This is a genomic window from Nonomuraea coxensis DSM 45129 (genome assembly GCF_019397265.1).
GTDB classification, from domain to species: domain Bacteria; phylum Actinomycetota; class Actinomycetes; order Streptosporangiales; family Streptosporangiaceae; genus Nonomuraea; species Nonomuraea coxensis.
The window spans coordinates 6115894-6137364 of record NZ_CP068985.1 but is presented as its reverse complement, the minus strand read 5'-3'; the positions used below and the strand labels follow the sequence as shown (position 1 = coordinate 6137364).

Here is a 21471-nt window from a genome sequence, read left to right as displayed (position 1 = left end):
GTATATGTAACACTCGCGGCATGGGGCGCTATCTCATCGAACCCTTCGACCGCAGCGACCGTTACGCCACCGAGCGCTACCAGGGCGCGGCCGGGCGCAACTGGTGGGCCTGCGATCCCACGCTGCACCTGCTCATGCGGCGCCACCTGGGCGACGGCTACGCCTGGGCCGAGCCGCACCTCGACCGGCTCGGCGCGCTCATGGGCGGCCCGATCGCCGCCTGGGCCGAGGAGACCGACCGCAACCCGCCGCGGCTGGAGAAGTACGACAAGTGGGGCAGGGACGTCAGCGAGGTCGTCATGCCGCCGTCGTTCCACGCCGCCCGGCAGGCGCTCATGGCCGACAACTTCACCTCGCCCGCCTTCGCCCAGCAGGCCCGCGCCAACGGGGCGAACCCGTCCGCGCTCTCCGCCGCCTGGACGTACCTGCTCGATCAGGCCGACATCGGGATGGGCTGCGCGCTCGGCACGGGCGGCGACATGGTGGTGCAGCTCGCCGAGAAGCACGCCCCTCAGGACGTCCGCGACCGGGTACGGGAGATCTTCGCCAACGGCTACTACTCCGGCGAAGCCGCTCAGATGTTCACCGAGCGGACCGGCGGCTCCGACCTCGCCGCCCTGGAGGCCACGGCCGTGCCCGCCGGCGACGCCTGGCTGCTGACCGGCTTCAAGTGGTTCGCCTCCAACGCCAACGGCTCGGCGTTCGTGGTGCTCGCCCGGCTGCCCGAAGGCGCGGTGGCGCCGTTCCTCGTGCTGTGGGAACGGCGTGACGGCAGCCGTAACGGCGTACGCATCCGGCGGCTCAAGGACAAACTCGGCACCCGCTCCGTGGCGTCGGGCGAGGTCGAGTTCGCGGACGCGGAGGCGTTCCTGCTCATGGACCGTCCGGACGGCGACGACAGGGCAACTGCTGCGGCCACGTCGGGCGCCTCGGCCTCCGGGCTCGGCACCATGATGAAGCTCACCAACGGCTCCCGGCTCGGCGTCGCCATGATGGGCCTCGGCGTGGCCCGGCGGGCACTGGTCGAGTCGATCTGCTACGCCCGCGCCCGCGAGGCGTTCGGCCGGCCGCTCGCCGAGCAGCCGCTGATGCGCCGCAAGCTGGCCGAGCTCGTCGTCGAGGTGGAAGCCGCGCAGGCGCTCGTCTTCGACGGCCACCTCGGGCCCCGCCTCCGGCTCGCCCCCGCCCTGATCAAGCTGCGCGCCTCCCGGCTCGGCCTCACCGCCGCGAGCGACGCCGTCGAGGTGCACGGCGGCAACGGCTACATCGAGCAGTGGCCGGTCGCCCGCCTCCTGCGCGACGCCCAGGTCAACCCGATCTGGGAGGGCGGCGACCACATCCTCTGCCTGGACGTACGCCGCGCCATGGCCAAGGAACAGGCCCACCTGCCCTTCCTCGACCGGCTGCGGACCGCCGCCACCTCCGACCTGGTGCACACCCGCATCGACGACCTCACCAAGGCGATCACCGCCTGGGCCGCCCTGGAGCCCGCCGTGGCCGAGGCCCGGTTGTACCCGCTGGCACAGTTCATGGCCGACGTCTACGCCGCCGCCCTGCTGGAGGAACAGGCCGGGTGGGGCCTGGACGACGGCCGCAAGTCGCTGGTCGCCCGCCTCTACGCCGACGCCCACCTGGCCGACCGCGGCCCCCTGCGCGGCCTCGACGCCCCCGCCGACGACCCCTTCGACCCACTCGTCACAGGAGCCTTCACCGGCTGAAAGGCCTCCGGGACCGTACGCCTCTTCCTTCAGGCGAAGGCCGCTACTGGCCGGGCTCGTCGAACAGGTCGTGCGCCGTCCGGACGGTGGCGGCGCGCGCGGCCCAGGCTTCGAGCGTCTCGACGTCGGTGCAGCCGGTGACACGGGCGCGGACGTCGTCGCTCACGTCGAGCCCTCGCGCGGACAGGAACAGCAGCACCAGCTTCGCCGCCTCCCGAGCCTTGCCCTCGGCCTGGCCCTCCGCCTTGCCTTCTGCCTTGCCTTCTTCGAGGCCGCGGCCGTAGTGCTCGCGGGCGAAGGGGCTGTACACCGGCCAGGACGTGGACGCCATGAGTTCCTCCAGCAGGCATCGGATCTCGAACGAGGACATGCTGTACGCGTATTCAGTGTACTTCGTAGCGTAATCAGTGGCCGTGTCGTTCAGCGCGGCCGTGAACGCCTCCACCACCTTCCGCTGCTTGCCGTGCACCATCACCGACATGACCGCCAGCGCCATGTTGGCGGCGGCCTGCGAGGCGTCGGTGATGACCGGGATGTCGTCGGGCCCCAGGACCTGGGCCCGGAGTCGGTAGCCGGTCAGCCCGGTGTCGATCGGTTGCGCGTAGTACTCGGCCGCGGCGCGGTCGGGGCAGACGATCAGGACCGTCACGTCGCATCTCATCAGCAGCCAGAGCGCGGCGGCGTACCGGGAGAGTTGTTTCGGGTCCTTGGACTTGTCCTGCTGGACCTCGATGATGACGGCGTGCAGAGGAGAGATGTGGGGCCCCAGGGTGAGGACCACATCGGCGTCGAAGTCGTCGGAGGGCCGGGTGCTGAAGGTGCGTTCCTCCCGGCGCATCAAGGGAGTGTCGGGAAGAGGCGTACGCTCGGCAGAGCTCACCGAGGAGGGGCTGATGACCGTACGTGTGGAGCGCCAGGGGCCGGTCACCACTGTGGTGATCAGCCGGCCGGAGGCGCGCAACGCCGTCGATCGCAAGACCGCCGACGCGCTCGCGGACGCCTTCCGCGGCTTCGAGGAGTCCGACGCCGCCGTGGCGGTGTTGTGGGGCGAGGGCGGCACGTTCTGCGCGGGCGCGGACCTCAAGGCGCTGGACAACCACGTCGGTGAGGACGGCGACGGGCCCATGGGGCCGACCAGGATGCGCCTGGGCAAGCCCGTCATCGCCGCCGTCGCCGGTCACGCCGTGGCGGGCGGGCTGGAGCTGGCCCTGTGGTGCGATCTGCGGGTGGCCGAGGAGGACGCGGTGTTCGGGGTGTTCTGCCGCAGGTGGGGCGTGCCGCTCATCGACGGCGGCACGGTACGCCTGCCGAGGCTCGTCGGCATGTCCCGCGCCATGGACCTGATCCTCACCGGGCGGCCGGTGGGCGCGCGGGAGGCGTACGAGATGGGGCTGGCCAACCGGATCGTCCCGAACGGTGAGGCCCGGGCGCGTGCGGAGGAGCTGGCTCGCGAGATCGCCCGCTTCCCGCAGGCGTGCCTGCGGGGCGACCGCATGTCGGCGCTGGAGCAGGAGGGGCTCGGTGAGGCGGAGGCCATGCGGAACGAGCTGCGGCACGGGCTGGTGTCGCTGCCGGACGCCGGGGACGGGGCGGCGCGCTTCGCCGCGGGCGCGGGCCGTCACGGCCGCTTCTGACGCCGCATCTCGTGACCTGACACGGCCTGCGGGCGGCGGCTGATTGTCGGGGGTGGCACGTATCGTGAGGTCATGCCTGAGATCGAGGTCGCCGGCCGGGAAGTGCGCATCACCAGCCCCGACAAGGTGGTCTTCCCGCGCACCGGGCGCACCAAGCTCGACCTGATCCGCTACTACCAGGCCGTCGGCGAGGCGGCGCTGCGGGGTGTGCACGGGCGGCCGATGGTGCTGAAGCGGTTCGTGCACGGCATCGAGGAGGAGGCGTTCTTCCAGAAACGGGCTCCGGCCAAGCGGCCCGGCTGGATCGACGTGGCCGAGCTGAAGTACCGCTCGGGGCTGAGCGCGGAGGAGGTGGTCTGCACCGATCTGGCGCAGGTGCTGTGGGTGGTCAACCTCGGTTGCGTCGACCTCAACCCCCATCCCGTACGCGCCGACGACCTGTCCCGCCCCGACGAGCTGCGCATCGACCTCGACCCCGTGCCCGGCGTGCCGTGGTCCGACGTGCTCAGGACCGCCGAGGTGGCGCGCGAGGTGCTGGCCGACCACGGGCTCGTGGCCTGGCCCAAGACGTCCGGATCGCGCGGCTTTCACGTGTACGCGAGGATCGAGCGGCGCTGGCCGTTCGCGAAGGTACGCAAGGCGGCCGAGACGGTGGCCCGCGAGGTCGAGCGGCGCGCCCCCGACCTGGCCACCAGCCGCTGGTGGAAGGAGGAGCGGCACGGCGTGTTCGTCGACTTCAACCAGAACGCCTACGACCGCACGGTGGCCTCCGCCTACTCGGTGCGTGCCGTGGCGGACGCCCGCGTGTCCACGCCTCTGACCTGGGACGAGGTGCCGGGCTGCCGGCCGGAGCTGTTCACGATCGAGACCGTGCCGCGGCGGCTGGCCGAGCGCGGCGACCCCTGGGAGGACCTCGACCTGCATCCCGGCTCCCTCGACGGGCTGCTGGAGCTGGCCGAGGAGCTGGGCCCCGCGCCCAAGCCGCCCAAGGGGGAGGGGCGCAGGCAGCAGACGAAGCCGGTGATCGAGATCGCGCGGGCCGAGCACAAGGACGAGGCCCTCGCCGGTCTCGAACGCTGGAAGGCCAGGCACCCGGAGGCGGCGGCCCGGCTGGAGCCCGCCGACGTGCTGGTGGACGGCATGCGGGGGCGCAGCAGCGTGTGGTACCGCGTCCGGGTCAACCTGCACCACGTGCCCGAGGGTGAGCGGCCGGAGCAGGAGCCCCTGGAGGTCGACTACGACCCCTGGCGCCGCGCGCCCGGGGGCGATTGAGCCCGGCAGCGGCGGGCTGGTGGCCGCTGCGCTGGCTGGTGGTGACTGAGCGCGGGCTGCGGCGGTGGTGCAGGCGCTGCAAGGTTCGGAGGGCTGCCCTGCCAAGCAGTCGAAACCCAGTTCGGAAAAGCCTTTATCTCTGCGGTCTCCGCTGTTTACGATCTTCCTGTTGCTCCGCGCGGGCCGTCACCGAGGCGGCCGACGTGGTCTCGGCCCCGCTCGTCCGGGACGTGACGGAGGCGCGGCAGGCCGTGGCCTACTGGCTGGCTGACGGGGGCGCGAACCTGAGGAACGCCACTCCCTTCACCCCGCCGTACGACGTCCGCGGCGAACGCACCTCCGGCACCGTCGTGCCGCCCGGCAAACCGATCAAGATCGGCCCGGCCTCCCCGCTGGCCGAGGGTGAGCCGCCCCGTACGGCGGGCAAGGTGTTCTTCGTCGGCGGCGACCAGCAGCCGCACTGGTGCTCGGCCGTCGCCGTGCAGAGCCAGTACCGCAACCTCGTCGCCACGGCGGCCCACTGTGTGTACGACATGGCGGGCGCGGCGCCCACCACCACCGATCACTGGGTCTTCATCCCCGGCCCCGCCACCGACGGCACGCACCCGCACGGCATCTACGCCGGAAGCCGGGTGTTCACCCACCTCGACTTCACGGCGTACGACGACCCCGACCGTGACGTCGCCTTCGTCAACGTCTACAGCGGCGTCGTCCCGTCCGCCGACGGCACGCTCACCACCAACGGCCGGCTGGTGGACATCGTCGGCGGGCAGGGGTTGGCCTACAACCAGCTCATCGACGAGACGGCCGCGCCCGAGGTCGACGTCTTCGGCTTCCCCGCCGGCCCCCACCCCGACGGGACCACGCCCTACACGGGCCAGAGCCTCGAACGTTCCGCCGGGCGGGTGTCCGCGACGAGCCTGTCCAGCCCGTCCGCGGACCAGCTGGTCGGCGTCGAGTCCCCGTTCACGGGGGAGGGATCGCTCGGTTCGGCCTGGCTGCAGCGCTACGAGGACGAGCTCGGTCTCGGCTGTCTCAACGGCGTCACGGTCGGGGTCTCCGACACCGATGGTGACGGCCGCTACGACACCGGGGTCTCCCCGTACTTCGACACCCCGCTGGCCGACGTCTACAAGGCCGCGTCCGTGAGCTGGACCGGCCGCCTGACCTAGACGGGGCCGAGGGCGTCCCGCGTACCTCCGGTACGGCCGCGGGACGCCCGTGCCGCGCTCGCGAGGGGTCAGAAGTCGTCGGCGGTGCGGATCCGGTCGCGGATCCAGACGCCGGCCTCCTTCAGCCGGCCCGTCCCGGCGAACGGGCCGTTCGGGCAGGTCCCCGTGGTGAAGACGGCGCCCGAGCGGAAGTCGTCGGAGAAGTTCCAGTTCACCCAGCTGATCTTCTTCTGGGCGAGCAGGTCGAGATACTGCTGCGACCTGGTGAAGTTGTTCGCCCCGTCGCCGGACGCGCTCTGGGTGCCGAACTCGGTCACGAAGATCGGCAGCCGGTCGGCCGCCCGGGACAGCGTGTTCAGGTAGTCGGCGCCGTGCGAGGCCGCGTAGAAGTGGAACGTGTACATGATGTTGGCGGCGTTGACCGGGTTGTTCACGATCTCGGTCTCGTCGGCGCCGGCGGAGACGCCGAGCGACGACCAGGCGCGGGTGCCGACCAGGATCGGGGCGTCGGGGTCGTGCTGCCGGATCACCGGGATGAGCTGGTGGGCGTAGTCGCGGATGACGGACCACGTGACGGCGTCGCCGTTCGGCTCGTTGGCGATCTCGTACAGGACGTTCTTCTTGGCGTTGTGCCGCTGGGCGATCTCGGTGAAGAACGTCTTGGCCCGGCCGAGGTTGTACATCGGGTCGCCGGGGTCGAGCATGTGCCAGTCGACGATCGCGTACATGCCGCGGGCGGTGGCCATCTCGATCAGCGAGTGGACGCGGTCGGTGAACAGCCGGGGGTTGGTCTCGTAGCCGTCCTCCTGGATGTACATCGAGATGCGCAGGACGTCGGCCTTCCAGTCGCCGGCGAGCGCGTCGAGCGACGCGGTGTTGAGGCACTGGCTGTACCACTGGATGCCGTGGCTGCTCATGCCGCGAAGCTGGATCTGCTTGCCGTTCTCGTTGCAGAGCTTGATGCCGCAGACGCGCAGCTGCCCGTTGGCCTGGACGGGGGTGCCGCCGCCCACGCCGCCCGCCGGGGTCCCGTAGACCTCCAGCTCCCAGAGGGAGTAGCCGTACGGGGTGCCGCGCTGGGTGCCGTACACCCGTACGTACCGGCCGGCGCCGCTGACCGTGAGGTCGTCGACCGCGCCGTCACCGCTGGTGGTGGAGTAGACGTCGCTCCAGGTGGAGCCGTCGGGCGAGGTCTGCACCCGGTACGCGGTGGCGTGGGCGACCTCCCAGGTCAGCCGGACCCGGGAGACGTTGTGCGCGGAGCCGAGGTCCACCCGGATCCACTGCGGATCCACCCCTTCCGCGCTGGCCCAGCGGGTGGACGGGTTGCCGTCGACCGCCTTGCCCGGCTCCAGGCCGGCGGCCTCGATCGAGGAGGCCGTCACGGCCTTGCCCTGGGACACCAGCGGGTCGGCCGCCGCCCGCCGCGCCGTGTCCGCGCCCGCGCCGGACGGCGCCACCAGCGGTAACGCCATCGCGGCCACGACGGCCATGATCCTCGCCACTGCACTTCGCCTCACGTACGACTCCGATTCTCCCGGGGGGACGGTCAGGTTAGGAAAGTTTCCTAACGTGCGGCGCAGCCTAAGTTGACGTCGTCCCTGACGCAAGGCCCAAAGTGCCGGAAAAGTCGGCGTTTGACACCTCTCATGGGTAACCGCTATCTATAGGCCAACCGTTAGGGGGTCCCATGCAGGACGCGGTGCTGGCGATGCTCGCCAAGGAGCCGTCGCACGGCTACCAGTTGCACGCCCGGCTGCGGCGCACCCTCGGCCCGCTGGGCGAGGCGATGAACCGCGGCCAGATCTACGTGACGCTGGCCCGGCTGGAGCGGGCCGGGCTCGTCGTCTGCGAGCGCGCGGACGGCCTGCCCGAACGGCCGGAGCGGAAGGTCTACGCGCTGACGCCGGCCGGGCAGCAACGGGTGACCGCCTGGCTGTCCGAGGTGGGCTGGCCGAAACCGGACCTGGCGGAGTTCCATCTCAAGTGCGCCGCCGCCGCGGCGGCCCGGCTGGCCGACCCGGTGGAGCTGGTGGCGGCGCAGCGCCGCGAGCTGCTGCGCCGCCTGCGCGAGGCGCAGCAGGCGGCGCTCGCCGAGCCGCCGGGGTCGGGCGCCGGCCTGCTGCTGGAGGGGGTCGTGCTGCGGTTGCGGGCGGACCTGCGCTGGCTGGAGGTCTGCGAGCGGGCCTGGTCCGAGGCCGGCGACAGGGCCGGCGACAGGGCTGACCACGGGGCCGGCGACGGGGTCGATGACGAAGCCGAGGGTGGTGGATGAACGTGTCAGGCGCCGCGGTCCGGGTCCACGGCCTGGTGAAGACGCACGGTCAGGGGCAGAGCCGGGTCCGCGCCGTGGACGAGGTCGACCTGGAGGTGCCCCAGGGGCAGACGCTGGCGGTGATGGGGCCGAGCGGCTGCGGGAAGTCGACCCTGCTGCACCTGCTGGGCGGCCTGGAACGGCCCACCGGCGGAGAGGTGTGGGTGGGCGGGCGGCGGATCGACACGCTGAGCGAGCGCGCTCTGGCGCGGCTGCGGCGCCGGGCGGTGGGGTTCGTCTTCCAGGCGTTCCACCTGGTGGAGGAGTTGTCGGCGGCCGAGAACGTGGAGCTGCCCGCGCTGCTTGCCGGCCGCTCGCGCCGCCAGGCCAGGCGGCGCGCGGGCGCGCTGCTGGAGCGGGTCGGGCTCGCCGAACGTGCCCGGCACCTGCCGTCGGAGCTGTCGGGCGGGCAGCGCCAGCGGGTCGCGATCGCCCGCGCGCTGGTCAACGATCCGCTGGTCGTCCTGGCCGACGAGCCGACCGGCAACCTCGACACCGCGGCTACCCGCGACGTGCTGCGGATCTTCGCGGAGCTGCGGGCCGCCGGGCAGACGTTCGTGATCGTCACGCATGACGAGCGGGTGGCGGCCACCGCGGACCGGCTGATCTCGATGCGGGACGGGATGTTCGTCGACGACACCCGGCTGGCCGGCTCCAGCCCGCGCGGGCTCGGCGGCCTGATCGGGCTGGAGGACTGAACGCCATGAGCGCCGACGGCAAGTGCGGCAGTGTCGTGGGGGCTGGCGTGCTCGTCGTGCGGCTGGTGGCGGCCGACGTGCGCCGGCACCGGGCGCAGGCCGTGCTGCTCCTGCTCGCGGTGACGGTGGCCACGGCCACGATGGCCCTCGGCCGGTCCCTGAACGGCGTGAGCGACGGGCTGTACGCCCAGACCCGCGCGGCCACCGCCGGGCCTGACGTGGTGGCGCTCTCCGGCGACACGGGCCGCGAGGTGACCTCGGCGCTGGCCGAGCTGGCGGACGCCCCCGAGGTGGTCGCCCACCACGGCCCCTACCGCGTCGTGTACGCCACCCTCACCGTGCGCGGCGGCACGTCGTCCCCCGTGGTCGTGCAGGGCTTCGCCGAGCGGCCCGGCGCACTCAACCGGCCGCTGGTGACCTCGGGCCACTGGGTGCGCCCCGGCGGCACGGTCCTCGAACGCGGCTTCGCCACCGCGCTCGGCGTCGGCGTCGGCGACCGGGTCGCCATCGAGGGCCGGTCGTACCCGGTCGTCGGGATCGCGGTCAGCGCGGCCACCCCCATCTACCCCTGGGCGGCGCAGATCGGGCCCGGCGGCGGCCCCAGCGACTACAGCGGCCTGGCCTGGATGACCCGGGCGGACGCCAGGACGCTGGCGGCGTCCCACGATCTCCCCGTGACCACGGCCATCGACCTCCGGCTGCGCGACCCCGCCGGCGCCGAGACCTTCCGCCACGCCCACGGCCGGCCCAGCCTCAGGCTTACCTTCCACTCCTGGCAGTTCTTGGCCCAGCAGGACCTGACCATCCTCAGGAACAGCCAGCCGATCCTGGTCGTCGGCAGCTGGCTGCTCAGCTTCCTGGCCGTCACCGGGGTGGCGGCGCTGGCCGCGGGCCGCGCCGCCGAGCGGACCCGCCGGGCGGGGCTGCTCAAGGCCGTCGGCGCCACTCCCGGCCTGATCGCCGCCGTCCTGCTCACCGAGTACCTGGCGGTGGCGCTGGCCGGCGACGTCCTGGGGCTGGTGGCCGCCCGCCTGGCCATGCCCGCCGTCGCGAGCCCCACCGCCAGCAGGATCGGCGACGCGGCCGGGCTGAGCGGCGGCGTCGTGGCCGCGGCGACCGTTCTCGCGGTGGCGGTGGCGGTGCTGTCCGCGCTGCGGCCGACGCTGCGCGCCCTGCGCACGGCGACCGTCACGGCGCTGGCCGCGGACGTGCGCCGGCCCCGCCACCGGCCCCTGCTGACCCCGCTGTCCGCGCTGCTGCCCACGCCGCTGCTGCTCGGGCTGCGGCTGACCGCCCGCCGGCCGGGCCGCGCCGTGCTGCAGGCGTGCTCCACCGCGACCACGGTGATCGCGCTGGTCGCCCTGCTGACCCTCCGCGTCCAGACCGAGAGAGGGTACGGCCTGGACGGCTCCTCCGCCCTGCCCAACCTGCGCGGCGAGCACGACCGCGGGCTGATGCTCGCGGTCACCGTCCTGCTCGTCGCCTTCGCGATCGTGAACACCCTCACCTTCACCTGGACCACCGCCATGGAGGCGCGCGCGAACCTGGCGATCGCGCGGGCACTCGGCGCCACCCCGGCGCAGCTCGCCGCCGGGCTGTCCGCCGCCCAGCTCCTGCCCAGCCTGCCCGGCGCCGTTCTCGGCGTGCCTCTGGGCGCCGGCCTGCTCTCGCTCTTCGCGGCGAGGAACGCGGTCGAGCCTCCCGCCTCCTGGCTGTTCGGCGCCGCGCTCGTGACGCTCCTCGCGACGGCGGCGCTCACCGCCCTGCCCGCCCGCCTCGCGGCCCGCCGGCCCGTGGCGCGGGCGCTCAGCGCCGAGACCGGCTGAACTCAGCCGCGGGTGGGGCGCTCGTAGCCGTCGTCGCCGCCGTAGACGCGCACGTCCGGGTCCAGCTCCGGCTGGGTGGCCGGGCTGGTGGGGGAGGCGGTGTGCTCGGAGGCGAAGTCGTCGGAGTCGGGGAAGGCGTCGGCGCCGCCGTGGCGCGCGGCGCGGGCCGTGGCGGGCGGCGTCAGGTAGGCGTCCCAGGTGATCGTGCCGCGGGGCGTCGCGTCGGTGGTCAGCTCGCCGGCGCGCTGGGCCGCGTACAGCCGGCCGGGGAAGCGCATCGGCAGGCAGAGGCGGCGCAGGCCGTGCAGGCGGCACCAGGTGCGGGCCAGCCGGGCGTGGTCGAGCACCTCCGGCCCGCCGAACTCGACCGCCGTCCCGAGCGGCTCGCCGCCGACGAGCTCGGCCACCCGCGCCGCGACCTCGCCCGTGTGCACCGGCTGCATGAGCACGGTCGGGTCCACGAGCAGCACCGGGAGCGAGGCGTAGTCGCGCAGCCGCCGGTGCAGCCACTGCTGGAACGGGGTGCTGCGGAGCACGGTCCAGCCGATCCCGCCGGCCGCGACCAGCCGTTCGGCCTCCAGCTTGTACGTGAGATACCCGACAGGAGCGCGGTCGGCGCCGACCATCGAGGTGAGCAGCAGGTGCCCGACCCCGGCCTCGCGGGCGGCGAGGACGAGCCGGCGGGTGCCCGGGATGTCGGCGGCGCCGCGTCCCCGGCGCCCGCTGGTGGCCAGGTGCGCCACCGCGTCCATGCCGGCCAGCGCCTCCGGGACGCCGTGCCCGGAGAACAGGTCGCCCCAGACCCATTCGACGTTGCCGCGGCTCTCCCTCCTGGTACGGCTCAGCGCCCGCACCTGGTGACCCGCTTTCACCAGTGCGGGCACCAGGGCCCTGCCCAGCATGCCCGTCGCTCCCGTGACCAGAATCCGCATGCGGCCCCTCTACCCCCGATCCCGCCGGTCTGACATGTCCGCGCGCGTACGGGGTAGGGGCGCGAATCGCGGCGGAGGACCTGATCGAGCGGCTGGCGGAATGGGGCGTGGACACCGTCTTCGGCCTTCCGGGCGACGGCATCAACGGGATCATGGAGGGTTACGCCGCCATCGTGACCGGGGGTGCGCTTCGTGCTCGTGCACCATGAGGAGGCGGCGGCCTTCATGGCCACCGGCTACGCCAAGGCGACCGGCCGGATCGGCGTCTGCCTGGCCACGTCGGGGCCGGGCGGCATCCACCTGCTCAACGGGCTCTACGACGCCAAGCTCGACCACGTGCCGGTGCTGGCGATCACCGGCATGCAGGAGACGTCCGTGCTCGGCACCGGCTACCAGCAGGAGGTCCACCTGGACCGGCTGTACGCCGACGTGGCCGAGTACAACATGATGATCACCAACCCGGCCCAGCTCCCGTCGCTGGTGGACCAGGCTGTGAGGACCGCGTACGCGCGCCGCGGCGTCGCCCATCTCACCCTGCCCAACGACCTTCAGGTGGCCGAGGCGGACGCGGAGCCGTACGCGCACGTGGCCCCCGCCCGCACGCCGAACACCGCGCCCGTCTACCTCCAGCCGCCCGGCATCCCCCGCCAGGAGGACGTGGAGTGGGCCGCCGACGTGCTGAACAGGGCCGAGCGGCCGGCCGTGCTCGTCGGTCAGGGCGCGCTGCACGCCCGGCGTGAGGTGCTGGCCGTGGCCGAGGCGCTGGGCGCGCCCGTGGTCAAGACGCTGCCCGGCAAGGCGGTCGTCCCTGACGACTCGCCGTACACGACGGGCGGGATCGGGCTGCTCGGCACCCGGCCGAGCGAGGAGCTGATGGAGGAGGCCGACGTCCTGCTCATGGTGGGCACGAACTTCCCGTACTCGAAGTTCCTGCCGGAGCCGGGCAGGGCGCGCGTGGTGCAGTTCGAGGCCGACCCGGTCCGGGCGGGGGCGCGGATCGCGACCGACGTGCCCGTGGTGTGCGACGCCAGGGAGGGGCTGGCCGCGCTGCTGCCGTTGCTGACTCGCCGGGGCGACAGCCCTCATCTGGCGAAATATCAGAAGATGATGGCCAAGTGGCGTGCCGACATGAAGTCCCTGGAGAACCCGGGCCGGGACCCGGTCGCCCCGCAGTACGCCGTCTCCGTCCTGGACGACCTCGCGGCCGACGACGCCATCCTGACCTGTGACAGCGGCACCGTCGCCACCTGGGCGGCCCGTCACTGGCACATCCGCGGCGAGCGCGAGTTCTACCTGTCGGGCACGCTCGCCTCCATGGCCAACGGGCTGCCGTACGCCCTCGCCTGAGCCGCCGATGCCCGGCAAGGTCACCTACGACCAGGCCAGGAACTTCGCGCAGGCGTTCCTCAAGGGCAGCCGCACCGCGCGGCCATCGCCGGGACGCTGTTCAAGGACCGGATCCAGCGGATGGGGGACTAGCGAACGCGCGGCCGATCCCCCCGGCCGCGCGCAGCAGCGGCTCGACCAGGCGGGGCAGCTCGCGGGCGCGGCGCGAGGAGAGCACGATGCCGAGAGCGGCCATGGCCCGCCCGTCGACCAGGACGGGCGCGGCGGCCGAGCAGGAGCCGAGCGTCATCTCCTCGTAGGTGAGCGCGTACCCCTGGGCGCGCACCGCGGCGAGCTCCCTGGCCAGCCGGCCCGGCTCGGTGATGGTGTGCGGGGTGGGCCGTTCGAGCGTCCGGGCCAGGTACGACGTGACGAACCAGTCGGGCTCGTGGGCCAGCAGCGCCCGGCCGACGCCGGTCGGGTGCATGGGCAGCCGGCCGCCGGTCCTGGAGACGATGGGCACGGCGCGGCGGCCGTACACCTTGTCCACGTACAGCACCTCCATGCCGTCGCGGACGGCGAGGTGCACGTTCTCGCCGGTGGTGCCGAACAGCTCCTGCAGCCACGGGTGCGCGAGCGCCACCAGCCGGCCGGGGGCGAGCTGCCCGAGCTCCCACAGCCGCAGCCCGACCCGCAGCCGCCCGTCGGGGCCGCGGGCCAGCGCCTGCCACTCCTCCAGCTCGGCGACCAGCCGGTGCGCGGTGCTCAGCGGGACGCCGCTGCGCCGGGCCAGCTCCGTCAGCGTGAGCTGGGGGTGTGCGGCGTCGAACGCGCCGAGCAGGGCCAGCACCTTGGACGTCACGGTGCGGCCCGGCTCCCGGGATCCTCCTGCCATGAGGTAAATCCTGCCCTAGTATTCCACTGAGCGGAAGCCGGCCCTCCCCGCGGAAGGGGACGAGGCATGATGCTTCGGTCATGCGAACTCAGGTCGGGATCATCGGCGCGGGCCCGGCGGGCCTGCTGCTGTCTCATCTGCTCCACCTGCGGGGCATCTCCTCCGTGGTGCTGGAGCGGCGCAGCCGCGACTACGTCGAGCGGCGGGTACGGGCCGGCGTCCTGGAGCAGGGCACCGTGGACACGCTCGCCGAGGCCGGCGTCGGGGAGCGGATGCTGCGCGAGGGCCTGCCGCACCACGGCATCGAGCTGCGCTACGGCGGCGCCGGCCACCGCATCGCCTTCGAGAAGCTGGTGCCCGGCCGCGCGATCACCGTCTACGGCCAGCAGGAGGTCGTCAAGGACCTCATCGCGGCCCGGCTGGCGGCCGGCGGCGACGTGCGCTTCGAGGTCGAGAACGTGGCGCTGCACTCCCTGGAGTCCGAGCCGTACGTCACCTTCGGCGACGGCGAGCGGCTCGACTGCGACGTCATCGCGGGCTGCGACGGCTTCCACGGCGTGTCCAGGCCGTCGGTCCCCGAGGGCGTCCTGACCGTCTTCGAGCGGGAGTATCCGTTCGCCTGGCTGGGCGTCCTGGCCGACGTCGCGCCCTCGTCCGAGGAGCTGATCTACGCGAGGACCGATCGCGGCTTCGCGCTGCACAGCATGCGCTCGCCCGCCGTCAGCCGCTTCTACCTCCAGGTCCCCGCCGACACGCGGGTGGAGGACTGGCCGGACGAGCGGATCTGGGACGAGCTGCGGGTCCGGCTGGAGAGCGTGCCGGGCTTCACGCTGGCCACCGGCCGGATCACCGAGAAGGGCGTCACGCCGATGCGCTCGTTCGTGACCGAGCCCATGCAGTACGGCCGCCTCTACCTGGCCGGGGACGCCGCCCACATCGTGCCGCCGACCGGGGCCAAGGGGCTCAACCTGGCGGTGGCCGACGTGCGGGTGCTGACCGAGGCGCTGGCCGCGTACTTCGACGGCGGCTCGACCGCCCTGCTCGACGGCTACTCGGAGACGTGCCTGAAGCGGGTGTGGCGGGCGCAGCACTTCTCGTGGTGGATGACGACGCTGCTGCACACGTTCGAGGACGAGGACGCCTACGGGCGGCGGCTCCAGCTCTCCTATCTGGACTACGTCACCTCGTCCGAGGCCGCCGCGACGACGCTCGCGGAGAACTACGTCGGCCTGCCGTTCCCCGATGACGCAGGTCTAAACGTGCTTTAAGGTGATTTGGTGGTCTTTGAGGATGGTTGGGCGTCTTCGCCCCTGCGCTGGCTGATGAACACGCTGGGCACCTCCCAGCTCGCCCGCATGGGCGCAGAGCCCGGGCTGGTCGCCGCCGTCGACCAGCACGCGGCCGAGCTGCGGGAGGCGATCCCCCTCGACCGTGAGACGCTGGGCGACTACCTGCTCGGCTTCCTCGACGAGCTCCGCCACCGCGGCTGGATGTTCACCGGCGAGCAGGACGCGCCGTCGCTCCGGCTGACGGCGGTGTGCTGGCTCGCCCGCGAGCACGGCTTCCTCGGCGACGAACTCCCCGCCTGATCCCGCGCGGCGGCCGGTCCGTCCCGCACGCGCCGCCGTCCGCACGCGCCGCCGTCCGCACGCGCCGCCGTCCGCACGCGCCGCCGTCCGCACGCGCCGCCGTCCGCACGCGCCGCCGTCCGCACGCGCCGCCGTCCGCACGCGCCGCCGTCCGCACGCGCCGCCGTCCGCACGCGCCGCCGTCCGCACGCGCCGCCGTCCGCACGCGCCGCCGTCCGCACGCGCCGCCGGCCGGCCGCGTGTGGCGGCCGGCCGGCGGGGTGGGCCCGTCCCCTCCCGGCGGGTGGGCGCTGCCGGGGAGGCGGGCCGTTCTCGGAGGGGTCAGCCCGGAGGCATGTCGGAGCGGTGCGACCCAGGAGGCATGCCGCCAGGAGGCGTGGACCTGCCCCCCTGCGTCGTGCCCGGCCTGCCGGTGGCCGTCGCGCCCGGCCCGGTGCGGATGGGTGCGGTCTCCTCTCCGCTCATGGAGGCGGCGTCCTGCCGCCCGCGCTGGTACGCCTCGGCGTGCGCCCTGGCCTGCGGCGCCTCGGCCTCCATGCGGCTCAGCCAGCGCTCCCAGCGCTGCTGCATCGGCCGGATCAGGCCGCCGCCGATGCCGATGGCGAGGATGGCGCCGATCGTCGCGAGCACGGTGACCAGCACCGGAGTGGTGACCGTGGTGGCCACGCCGATCTGGTTGAGCGCGGCGATGATGCCCAGCGCCCAGATGAACACGGCGGCCGCGGCGGCGATCCAGCGGCCGTAGGACAGCCCGCCGAGAGCCCCGTTGAGGATGTCCTGCACGGCCCTGGCGATCGCGCCGGCCACCACGATGATCACGATGGCGACCAGTGCCAAGGGCAGCCACGCGACCACGCCGGTGAGCAGCGTCGAGATCGGGTTCGGCCCGAAGACGCTGAAGGCTATCTGCAGGGTGATCAGCGCGATGGCGTAGAAGACGATCCTGCCGAGCAGGCTGCTGGCGTCGTACTTGCTGCGTTCGAGCCAGCGGCGCACGCCGCTGCGTTCCACCGCGCGGTCGAAGCCGACCCGCTCCAGGATCTTGTCGACCACCTTCTCCAAAGCCTTGGCGATCAGGTAACCGATGATGAGGATCACCAGGAACGCGACCAGCCTCGGCACGAACGTCGCGATCGATCGCCAGGCGTCCGTGAGGCCCTGGCCTATGTTGATATCCACGCTTTCCTCCTCCGAGGAGCCAATGACACGGCGCTACCCGGAGAGCAACGGCGCATGCGCAAAGGGACACCAAAACTTCTCATGGCGGGACAAAACGCCGAGAGGTTGGGCGCGGAAAGCAGAAAGGCCCCGCGGTGGGCGGGGCCTTTCTCAGGGGGTGGACGATACTGGGATTGAACCAGTGACCTCTTCCGTGTCAGGGAAGCGCTCTCCCGCTGAGCTAATCGTCCATGTTGAGTTGAAACTCAGAGCGGAAGACGGGATTCGAACCCGCGACCCTCACCTTGGCAAGGTGATGCTCTACCACTGAGCCACTTCCGCGTGGTGCTGCCTTTACTTTAGCGGATCCTGCGGGTCCACCGTTCAGCGAGGTGGAGACGGGATTTGAACCCGTGTAGACGGCTTTGCAGGCCGCTGCCTCGCCTCTCGGCCACTCCACCAGGAGTCACACTCCGAGCGGAAGACGGGATTCGAACCCGCGACCCTCACCTTGGCAAGGTGATGCTCTACCACTGAGCCACTTCCGCGTGAACCCCGGGCTACATGTTCCGGGCCACGGGAAAACCATATCGTCTCCGCGGAGTGCCGCGCGCACTCAGCGGCCCGTGCGGCGAAAATTCACGAGATCAGCCGCACGTCCTTCGCCATGACGAACGCGATCCGGTGCCCGAGCTGGATCTGGTGGTAGCGGGTGGTGCCGGTCGTCGTGACGTGCCGGGACGGGCTGAGGGCCCCGGCGGAGTAGTGGGAGCCGGTGATCGTGTCGCCCACCGTGTACGTCTGCCCCGGCCCGATCCGGTACTGCAGCGGCGTCAGCGGCTGCGCCGCCGCCTTCGTGTACGCCGACCGCTCCGGATAGGCCCGCCCGTACACCCGGGTGCCCGCGCGCAGCGGCGTGGCCAGCGGCCCCTTGGCGGGCACGGCGACCGGCCGCCCGGCCGGGTTGCGGAACCACGCCTTCTGCCCGAGGTACCAGATCGCCGTCCAGTCGTCCCGCCGCTCCGCGACCGCGTAGCGCTGGCCGGTCGAGGCGCGGGCGGCGTGGTCGTACACGCTGTACGTGCTGGCCTTGTCGCCGTGCTTGCCGATGTCGCTGACCAGGGGGGCGTTCTCGCGCGGCGCGGTGTGCAGCCAGACGGTGGACGCGCCGTGCGGCGGGCACTCCTTGCCCGCCTTCGTGGTGACGCAGCCGGTGAAGCGCGGGCGGTTGTCGTCGTACGACGGCCGGATCATCACCGAGTCGCCCTTCCGCGCGCCCCGCAGCGGCCGGCCCATCAGCTCGAAGTAGTGGGCCCAGTCCCAGTAGGGCCCCGGGTCCTCGTGCATGCCGGCGACGGTCTTGGGCGTGGTGCCGGGGACGTTGTCGTGGCCGAGGATGTGCGCCCGGTCGAGCGGCACGCCGTGCTTGGCGGCGAGGTAGCGCACCAGCCTGGCCGAGGACCGGTACATCGCCTCGGTGTACCACGCCCCGCCCTTGGCGAGGTAGCCCTCGTGCTCGATGCCGATCGAGCGGGTGTTGACGTCCCAGTTGCCGGCGTGCCAGGCGAGGTCGTTGGTCTTGACGTGCTGGGCCACGTGCCCGTCGCGGGAGCGGATCGTGTAGTGCCAGCTCACGTACTTGGGGTCGCGGATCATGGTCGGGATGCCCTGGTAGCCGCCTTCGGTGTCGTGGATGACGATGTAGTCGACGTGCCGGGTCTTGAACAGGCGGTCGTGGTTGCCGTAGTCCTTGTTCCCCTTCTTGCCGAAGCGCTCGTGCGCGGCCGGCATCCACTCGCAGGCCAGGCTCGCCGGGCACTCCGCCGAGGAGGAGCGGCCCGAGGCCGCGGTCACCTCGGCCGGGTCGTACAGCGCGGCGGTGTCGTCGGAGTCGGGGAACACGACGTCCTCGTCCTCCTCGGGGTAGGGCTCCCGGTGAGCCCGCGGCACGCGCAGGCCGGGCACCGGGTCGAGGCTCACCAGGTAGCCGTCGTCGGTGCGCCGCCGCATGCCCGCCCTGATCACCGCGAACACCTCGTCGGCGAACTGCCGCGCGGCGGCCGGGTCGTCGGCGCCGGAGAAGCGGGCGACGGCGTCGTACCAGTCGGCGGGGTCGGAGCTCGCGCTCCGGCCGGCGCTCTGGGTGGCGTGGTAGGAGGCGAGCAGGGCGGCTCCGGCGCGGATGTTGGCGGCCGGGTCGTCGCGCAGCCGGGCGGGCGCGACGCCGATGAGCCGCCCGGCCTCGGGCAGCGTCGTGCTCGGCGGCTTCGCGGCGGCGCTCAGCGGGGACAGCATGTGCACAGGGCGGGGCGGCATCGGACGGGCGTCGTCGCCCCGGGCGTCCCCGAGCGCGTCGCCGGGGGTGGGCGCGCCGGCGGGGACGGCGTCCACGAGGTGCATCGGTCCGTAGCCGCCGGCCGTGCTGGGCCGCCCGGCGTGCGTGTCCCACCGCGAGCCCAGGTAGGCCACCCCCAGCAGCACGCTCTGCGGCACCCCGAACTCGCGGGCGGCCGCGGCGAAGTCGGCCTGCCGCCCGGCCGGGACCTCCCGGTCGTGCGCCGTCACCGGCACAAGGGCGGCGAGCAGCGAGAGCGGCCAGGCCAGCCAGAAGTGCATGACATGTCCCCCGAAGAACGTCACGAATCGACTACCGAGCGTAACCTTCCCCGGAAAGTGGTGAGTCAGACGGGGCGGCTGTTACTGCTGGGACTGACGGCTGATGTGCCAGGGAAATGTGAGGAAGTGTTAAACCCTGCCCGATTTCGGGCAGGATGTTGGCGTGTCTCGTTCCAGATGCGTAGTGTCCTCCTCTGTGTCCACGGCACGGCATCCCTACGAGGACCTCATCGCCCACCTCATCCGGACGAGCGCGCTCGGCCCGGGGGAGGCGGCGCGCGTCGTCGCCGACGTGCTGGCCTACTTCTCGGAGACGGCCGAGGAGTACGTCCGGCGCCGTCACGGCGAGCTGAAGGCGCGCGGCCTCACCAACGACGAGATCTTCCCCAGGATCGCCGCCGAGTTACGCGGTCGCCGGGTGGCCGCGCCCGAGCTGTCGCTGCGGCAGCTCCGCAGGATCGTCTACGGATAACCAGAAACACAAAGGAGACCTCGATGTGCGGAATCGTGGCCTATGTCGGCCCCAAGGACGCGGCGCCCATCCTCCTGGAGGGGTTGCAGCGGCTCGAGTACCGAGGCTATGACTCCGCCGGGCTCGTGGTGTCCAACAAGGGGCTGAAGCTCCGCAAGGTCAAGGGCCGGGTGGCCGACCTGGCCAAGGTCGTGCCCGCCAGGTTCAAGGGCGGGCTCGGCATCGGGCACACCCGCTGGGCCACGCACGGCGTCCCGAGCGACGAGAACGCCCACCCGCACCTCTCGGCCGACCAGCGCATCGCGGTCGTGCACAACGGCATCATCGAGAACGCCGCCGAGCTGCGCGCCAAGCTGATCGCCGACGGCGTCGCGTTCGCCTCGGAGACCGACACCGAGGTGCTGGCCCACCTGATCGCCCATGCCGTGGACGAGAACGACACCCTGGAGGAGGCGGTCAGGAAGACGCTGAAGAGCATCGTCGGCACGTACGGCATCGCCGTCATCGACGCCGAGCGCCCCGGCGAGGTGGTCGTGGCCCGCAACGGCAGCCCGATCGTGCTCGGCATCGGCGAGAAGGAGATGTTCGCCGCCTCCGACGTCGCCGCCCTGATCCGCTACACCCGCCAGGTCGTGCACCTGGAGGACGGCGAGCTGGCCGTGCTCAAGGCCGACGGCTTCCACACCTTCGCGAGCGACGCCCGCGAGACTGCCAAGGAGCCGCTGACCGTCGACTGGGACGCCGGCCACTACGACACCGGCGGCTACGAGCACTACCTGCTCAAGGAGATCTCCGAGCAGCCCGAGACGATCACCAGGACGATGTCCGGCCGCCTCGACGAGCGCTTCCACGTCGCCCACCTCGGCGGGCTCAACATGGACGCCCGCGAGACCCGCTCGTTCCGCCGGGTGAAGATCATCGGCTGCGGGTCGGCGTATTACTCGGGCCAGATCGGCGCCCAGCTCATCGAGGAGCTGGCGCGCATCCCCGCCGACGCCGAGCCGGCCAGCGAGTTCCGCTACCGCAACCCGGTCGTGGACCCCGACACGCTCTACGTCGCGATCAGCCAGTCCGGCGAGACCTATGACACGCTCGCCGCCGTCCAGGAGCTCAAGCGCAAGGGCGGCCGGGTCATCGGCATCGTGAACGCCGTGGGCAGCGCCATCGCCCGCGAGGTGGACGGCGGCATCTACCTGCACGCGGGGCCCGAGGTCTCGGTCGCCTCGACCAAGGCGTTCACCTCCACGGCGGTCGCCTTCGCGCTGCTCGCGCTGCACCTCGGCCGGGTGCGCGACCTGTCGCCGGCCGACGGGCGGCGCATCGTGGAGGGCCTGCGCCGGCTGCCCGGCCAGATCGCCGACATCCTCACCCAGGGCGACAAGATCGCCGAGCTGGCCCGCAAGTACGCCGGCCACCCGAGCATGATGTTCGTCGGCCGGGTGCGCGGCTACCCGGTGGCCAGGGAGGGCGCGCAGAAGCTCAAGGAGATCTCGTACGTGCACGCCGAGGCGTACCCGGCGAGCGAGCTCAAGCACGGCCCGCTCGCGCTGATCGGTCCCGAGATGCCGACGGTCGCGATCGTCCCCGACGACGAGCTGCTGGACAAGAACCTCACCACGCTCGGCGAGATCCGCACCCGGGGCGGCCAGGTGCTCATGGTCGGCCACCGCGAGCCGGAGGCCAAGCTGGCCGACGACGTGATCGTGATCCCGAAGAACGAGGTCGAGCTGGACCCGATCCTGCTCACCATCCCGCTCCAGCTCCTCGCCTACCACGCGGCGGTCGCGCTGGACCGGGATGTCGACAAGCCGCGCAATCTCGCCAAGAGCGTTACTGTTGAGTAATTGAG

General features: G+C 72.5%; 18 protein-coding genes and 4 tRNA genes. 12 read left to right on the top strand and 10 right to left on the bottom strand.

All coding sequences use genetic code 11. The features are described 5' to 3' along the window. The first annotated feature begins 20 nt into the window (after positions 1-20). Positions 21-1718 carry an acyl-CoA dehydrogenase family protein gene (locus Nocox_RS28800; protein WP_020546431.1) on the top strand — a complete coding sequence of 566 codons (1698 nt, stop codon included), beginning with the start codon at positions 21-23 and terminating at the stop codon, positions 1716-1718. Positions 1719-1761: 43 nt separating this feature from the next. On the opposite strand, the gene Nocox_RS28795 is transcribed toward Nocox_RS28800, so the two are convergent. Next, positions 1762-2556, bottom strand: coding sequence for an RpnC/YadD family protein (locus Nocox_RS28795; protein ID WP_157383389.1), 795 nt, complete (start codon positions 2554-2556; stop codon positions 1762-1764). A gap of 55 nt (positions 2557-2611) precedes the next feature. On the opposite strand from Nocox_RS28795, the gene Nocox_RS28790 reads away from it, so the two are divergent. The 3 genes from Nocox_RS28790 to Nocox_RS28780 all read left to right on the top strand — a co-directional run bounded on the left by Nocox_RS28790 (position 2612) and on the right by Nocox_RS28780 (position 5796). Then, positions 2612-3352 (top strand): crotonase/enoyl-CoA hydratase family protein, encoded by a 741-nt coding sequence (locus tag Nocox_RS28790; protein WP_020546429.1) that lies wholly within the window; start codon positions 2612-2614, stop codon positions 3350-3352. A 72-nt stretch (positions 3353-3424) separates the two neighbouring features. Then, positions 3425-4624 carry a non-homologous end-joining DNA ligase gene (ligD, locus tag Nocox_RS28785; RefSeq protein WP_020546428.1) on the top strand — a complete coding sequence of 400 codons (1200 nt, stop codon included), beginning with the start codon at positions 3425-3427 and terminating at the stop codon, positions 4622-4624. Positions 4625-4827: 203 nt separating this feature from the next. Further along, positions 4828-5796, top strand: coding sequence for a trypsin-like serine peptidase (locus Nocox_RS28780; protein WP_020546427.1), 969 nt, complete (start codon positions 4828-4830; stop codon positions 5794-5796). A gap of 68 nt (positions 5797-5864) precedes the next feature. Here Nocox_RS28780 and Nocox_RS28775 read toward each other — a convergent pair whose 3' ends face one another. Next, entirely contained in the window at positions 5865-7316 is a 1452-nt protein-coding gene (locus Nocox_RS28775) for a cellulase family glycosylhydrolase (RefSeq protein ID WP_246649583.1), read from the bottom strand. Positions 7317-7486: 170 nt separating this feature from the next. Between Nocox_RS28775 and Nocox_RS28770 the strand changes: the two genes are divergently transcribed. Genes Nocox_RS28770 through Nocox_RS28760 form a run of 3 tightly spaced genes read left to right on the top strand, consistent with a single transcriptional unit; the run spans position 7487 to position 10634 of the window. Then, positions 7487-8071 (top strand): PadR family transcriptional regulator, encoded by a 585-nt coding sequence (locus Nocox_RS28770; protein WP_026215008.1) that lies wholly within the window; start codon positions 7487-7489, stop codon positions 8069-8071. Continuing rightward, complete coding sequence (locus Nocox_RS28765; protein ID WP_020546424.1) at positions 8068-8808, top strand: ABC transporter ATP-binding protein; 741 nt, start codon at positions 8068-8070, stop codon at positions 8806-8808. Before Nocox_RS28770 ends, Nocox_RS28765 begins: the two co-directional genes overlap by 4 nt. A 5-nt stretch (positions 8809-8813) precedes the next feature. Next, complete coding sequence (locus tag Nocox_RS28760; RefSeq protein WP_020546423.1) at positions 8814-10634, top strand: FtsX-like permease family protein; 1821 nt, start codon at positions 8814-8816, stop codon at positions 10632-10634. A 2-nt stretch (positions 10635-10636) separates the two neighbouring features. On the opposite strand, the gene Nocox_RS28755 is transcribed toward Nocox_RS28760, so the two are convergent. Further along, the gene (locus Nocox_RS28755) at positions 10637-11566 is read right to left on the bottom strand and encodes an SDR family oxidoreductase (RefSeq protein ID WP_157383388.1); all 930 of its coding nucleotides are present in this window, start codon (positions 11564-11566) and stop codon (positions 10637-10639) included. A 192-nt stretch (positions 11567-11758) separates the two neighbouring features. On the opposite strand from Nocox_RS28755, the gene Nocox_RS28750 reads away from it, so the two are divergent. Further along, on the top strand, positions 11759-12913 hold the full coding sequence (locus Nocox_RS28750; protein ID WP_246649582.1) for a thiamine pyrophosphate-binding protein: 1155 nt from the start codon (positions 11759-11761) through the stop codon (positions 12911-12913). Positions 12914-13013: 100 nt separating this feature from the next. On the opposite strand, the gene Nocox_RS28745 is transcribed toward Nocox_RS28750, so the two are convergent. After that, positions 13014-13787 carry an IclR family transcriptional regulator gene (locus Nocox_RS28745; protein WP_026215006.1) on the bottom strand — a complete coding sequence of 258 codons (774 nt, stop codon included), beginning with the start codon at positions 13785-13787 and terminating at the stop codon, positions 13014-13016. Between the two features lie 80 nt (positions 13788-13867). Here Nocox_RS28745 and pobA point away from each other — a divergent pair, with 80 nt between their 5' ends. Beyond that, positions 13868-15055: a 4-hydroxybenzoate 3-monooxygenase gene (gene pobA / locus Nocox_RS28740; RefSeq protein ID WP_020546419.1), complete on the top strand. Its 1188-nt coding sequence runs from the start codon at positions 13868-13870 to the stop codon at positions 15053-15055. A gap of 9 nt (positions 15056-15064) precedes the next feature. Continuing rightward, positions 15065-15376, top strand: a complete 312-nt coding sequence (locus Nocox_RS28735; protein ID WP_211212805.1) for a DUF6401 family natural product biosynthesis protein — start codon at positions 15065-15067, stop codon at positions 15374-15376. A 321-nt stretch (positions 15377-15697) separates the two neighbouring features. Here the strand turns inward: Nocox_RS28735 and Nocox_RS28730 are convergent, their stop codons facing one another. The 6 genes from Nocox_RS28730 to Nocox_RS28705 all read right to left on the bottom strand — a co-directional run bounded on the left by Nocox_RS28730 (position 15698) and on the right by Nocox_RS28705 (position 19174). Beyond that, positions 15698-16549 carry a mechanosensitive ion channel family protein gene (locus Nocox_RS28730; RefSeq protein ID WP_085996072.1) on the bottom strand — a complete coding sequence of 284 codons (852 nt, stop codon included), beginning with the start codon at positions 16547-16549 and terminating at the stop codon, positions 15698-15700. Positions 16550-16713: 164 nt separating this feature from the next. After that, positions 16714-16785 (bottom strand) — tRNA-Val (locus tag Nocox_RS28725). A 19-nt stretch (positions 16786-16804) separates the two neighbouring features. Further along, positions 16805-16876 (bottom strand) — tRNA-Gly (locus tag Nocox_RS28720). Between the two features lie 48 nt (positions 16877-16924). After that, positions 16925-16995: transfer RNA gene (locus Nocox_RS28715), tRNA-Cys, on the bottom strand. A gap of 15 nt (positions 16996-17010) precedes the next feature. Then, positions 17011-17082: transfer RNA gene (locus tag Nocox_RS28710), tRNA-Gly, on the bottom strand. 91 nt (positions 17083-17173) lie between these two features. After that, positions 17174-19174, bottom strand: a complete 2001-nt coding sequence (locus tag Nocox_RS28705; protein WP_246649580.1) for an N-acetylmuramoyl-L-alanine amidase — start codon at positions 19172-19174, stop codon at positions 17174-17176. A 172-nt stretch (positions 19175-19346) separates the two neighbouring features. Between Nocox_RS28705 and Nocox_RS28700 the strand changes: the two genes are divergently transcribed. Together Nocox_RS28700 and glmS are read left to right on the top strand one after the other, a co-directional pair. Next, the gene (locus Nocox_RS28700) at positions 19347-19622 is read left to right on the top strand and encodes a hypothetical protein (RefSeq protein WP_026215198.1); all 276 of its coding nucleotides are present in this window, start codon (positions 19347-19349) and stop codon (positions 19620-19622) included. A gap of 23 nt (positions 19623-19645) precedes the next feature. Then, positions 19646-21466 (top strand): glutamine--fructose-6-phosphate transaminase (isomerizing), encoded by a 1821-nt coding sequence (glmS, locus tag Nocox_RS28695; protein ID WP_020547355.1) that lies wholly within the window; start codon positions 19646-19648, stop codon positions 21464-21466. The last annotated feature ends 5 nt before the right edge of the window (positions 21467-21471 follow it).

Bases quoted from the DNA above. Each gene is read 5' to 3' on its own strand.
- Nocox_RS28800 (WP_020546431.1), top strand. From the start codon at position 21: ATGGGGCGCTATCTCATCGAACCCTTCGACCGCAGCGACCGTTACGCC.
- Nocox_RS28790 (WP_020546429.1), top strand. From the start codon at position 2,612: ATGACCGTACGTGTGGAGCGCCAGGGGCCGGTCACCACTGTGGTGATC.
- Nocox_RS28770 (WP_026215008.1), top strand. From the start codon at position 7,487: ATGCAGGACGCGGTGCTGGCGATGCTCGCCAAGGAGCCGTCGCACGGC.
- ligD (WP_020546428.1), top strand. From the start codon at position 3,425: ATGCCTGAGATCGAGGTCGCCGGCCGGGAAGTGCGCATCACCAGCCCC.
- Nocox_RS28795 (WP_157383389.1), bottom strand. From the start codon at position 2,556: ATGCGCCGGGAGGAACGCACCTTCAGCACCCGGCCCTCCGACGACTTC.
- Nocox_RS28755 (WP_157383388.1), bottom strand. From the start codon at position 11,566: ATGCGGATTCTGGTCACGGGAGCGACGGGCATGCTGGGCAGGGCCCTG.
- glmS (WP_020547355.1), top strand. From the start codon at position 19,646: ATGTGCGGAATCGTGGCCTATGTCGGCCCCAAGGACGCGGCGCCCATC.
- pobA (WP_020546419.1), top strand. From the start codon at position 13,868: ATGCGAACTCAGGTCGGGATCATCGGCGCGGGCCCGGCGGGCCTGCTG.
- Nocox_RS28745 (WP_026215006.1), bottom strand. From the start codon at position 13,787: ATGGCAGGAGGATCCCGGGAGCCGGGCCGCACCGTGACGTCCAAGGTG.
- Nocox_RS28760 (WP_020546423.1), top strand. From the start codon at position 8,814: ATGAGCGCCGACGGCAAGTGCGGCAGTGTCGTGGGGGCTGGCGTGCTC.
- Nocox_RS28765 (WP_020546424.1), top strand. From the start codon at position 8,068: ATGAACGTGTCAGGCGCCGCGGTCCGGGTCCACGGCCTGGTGAAGACG.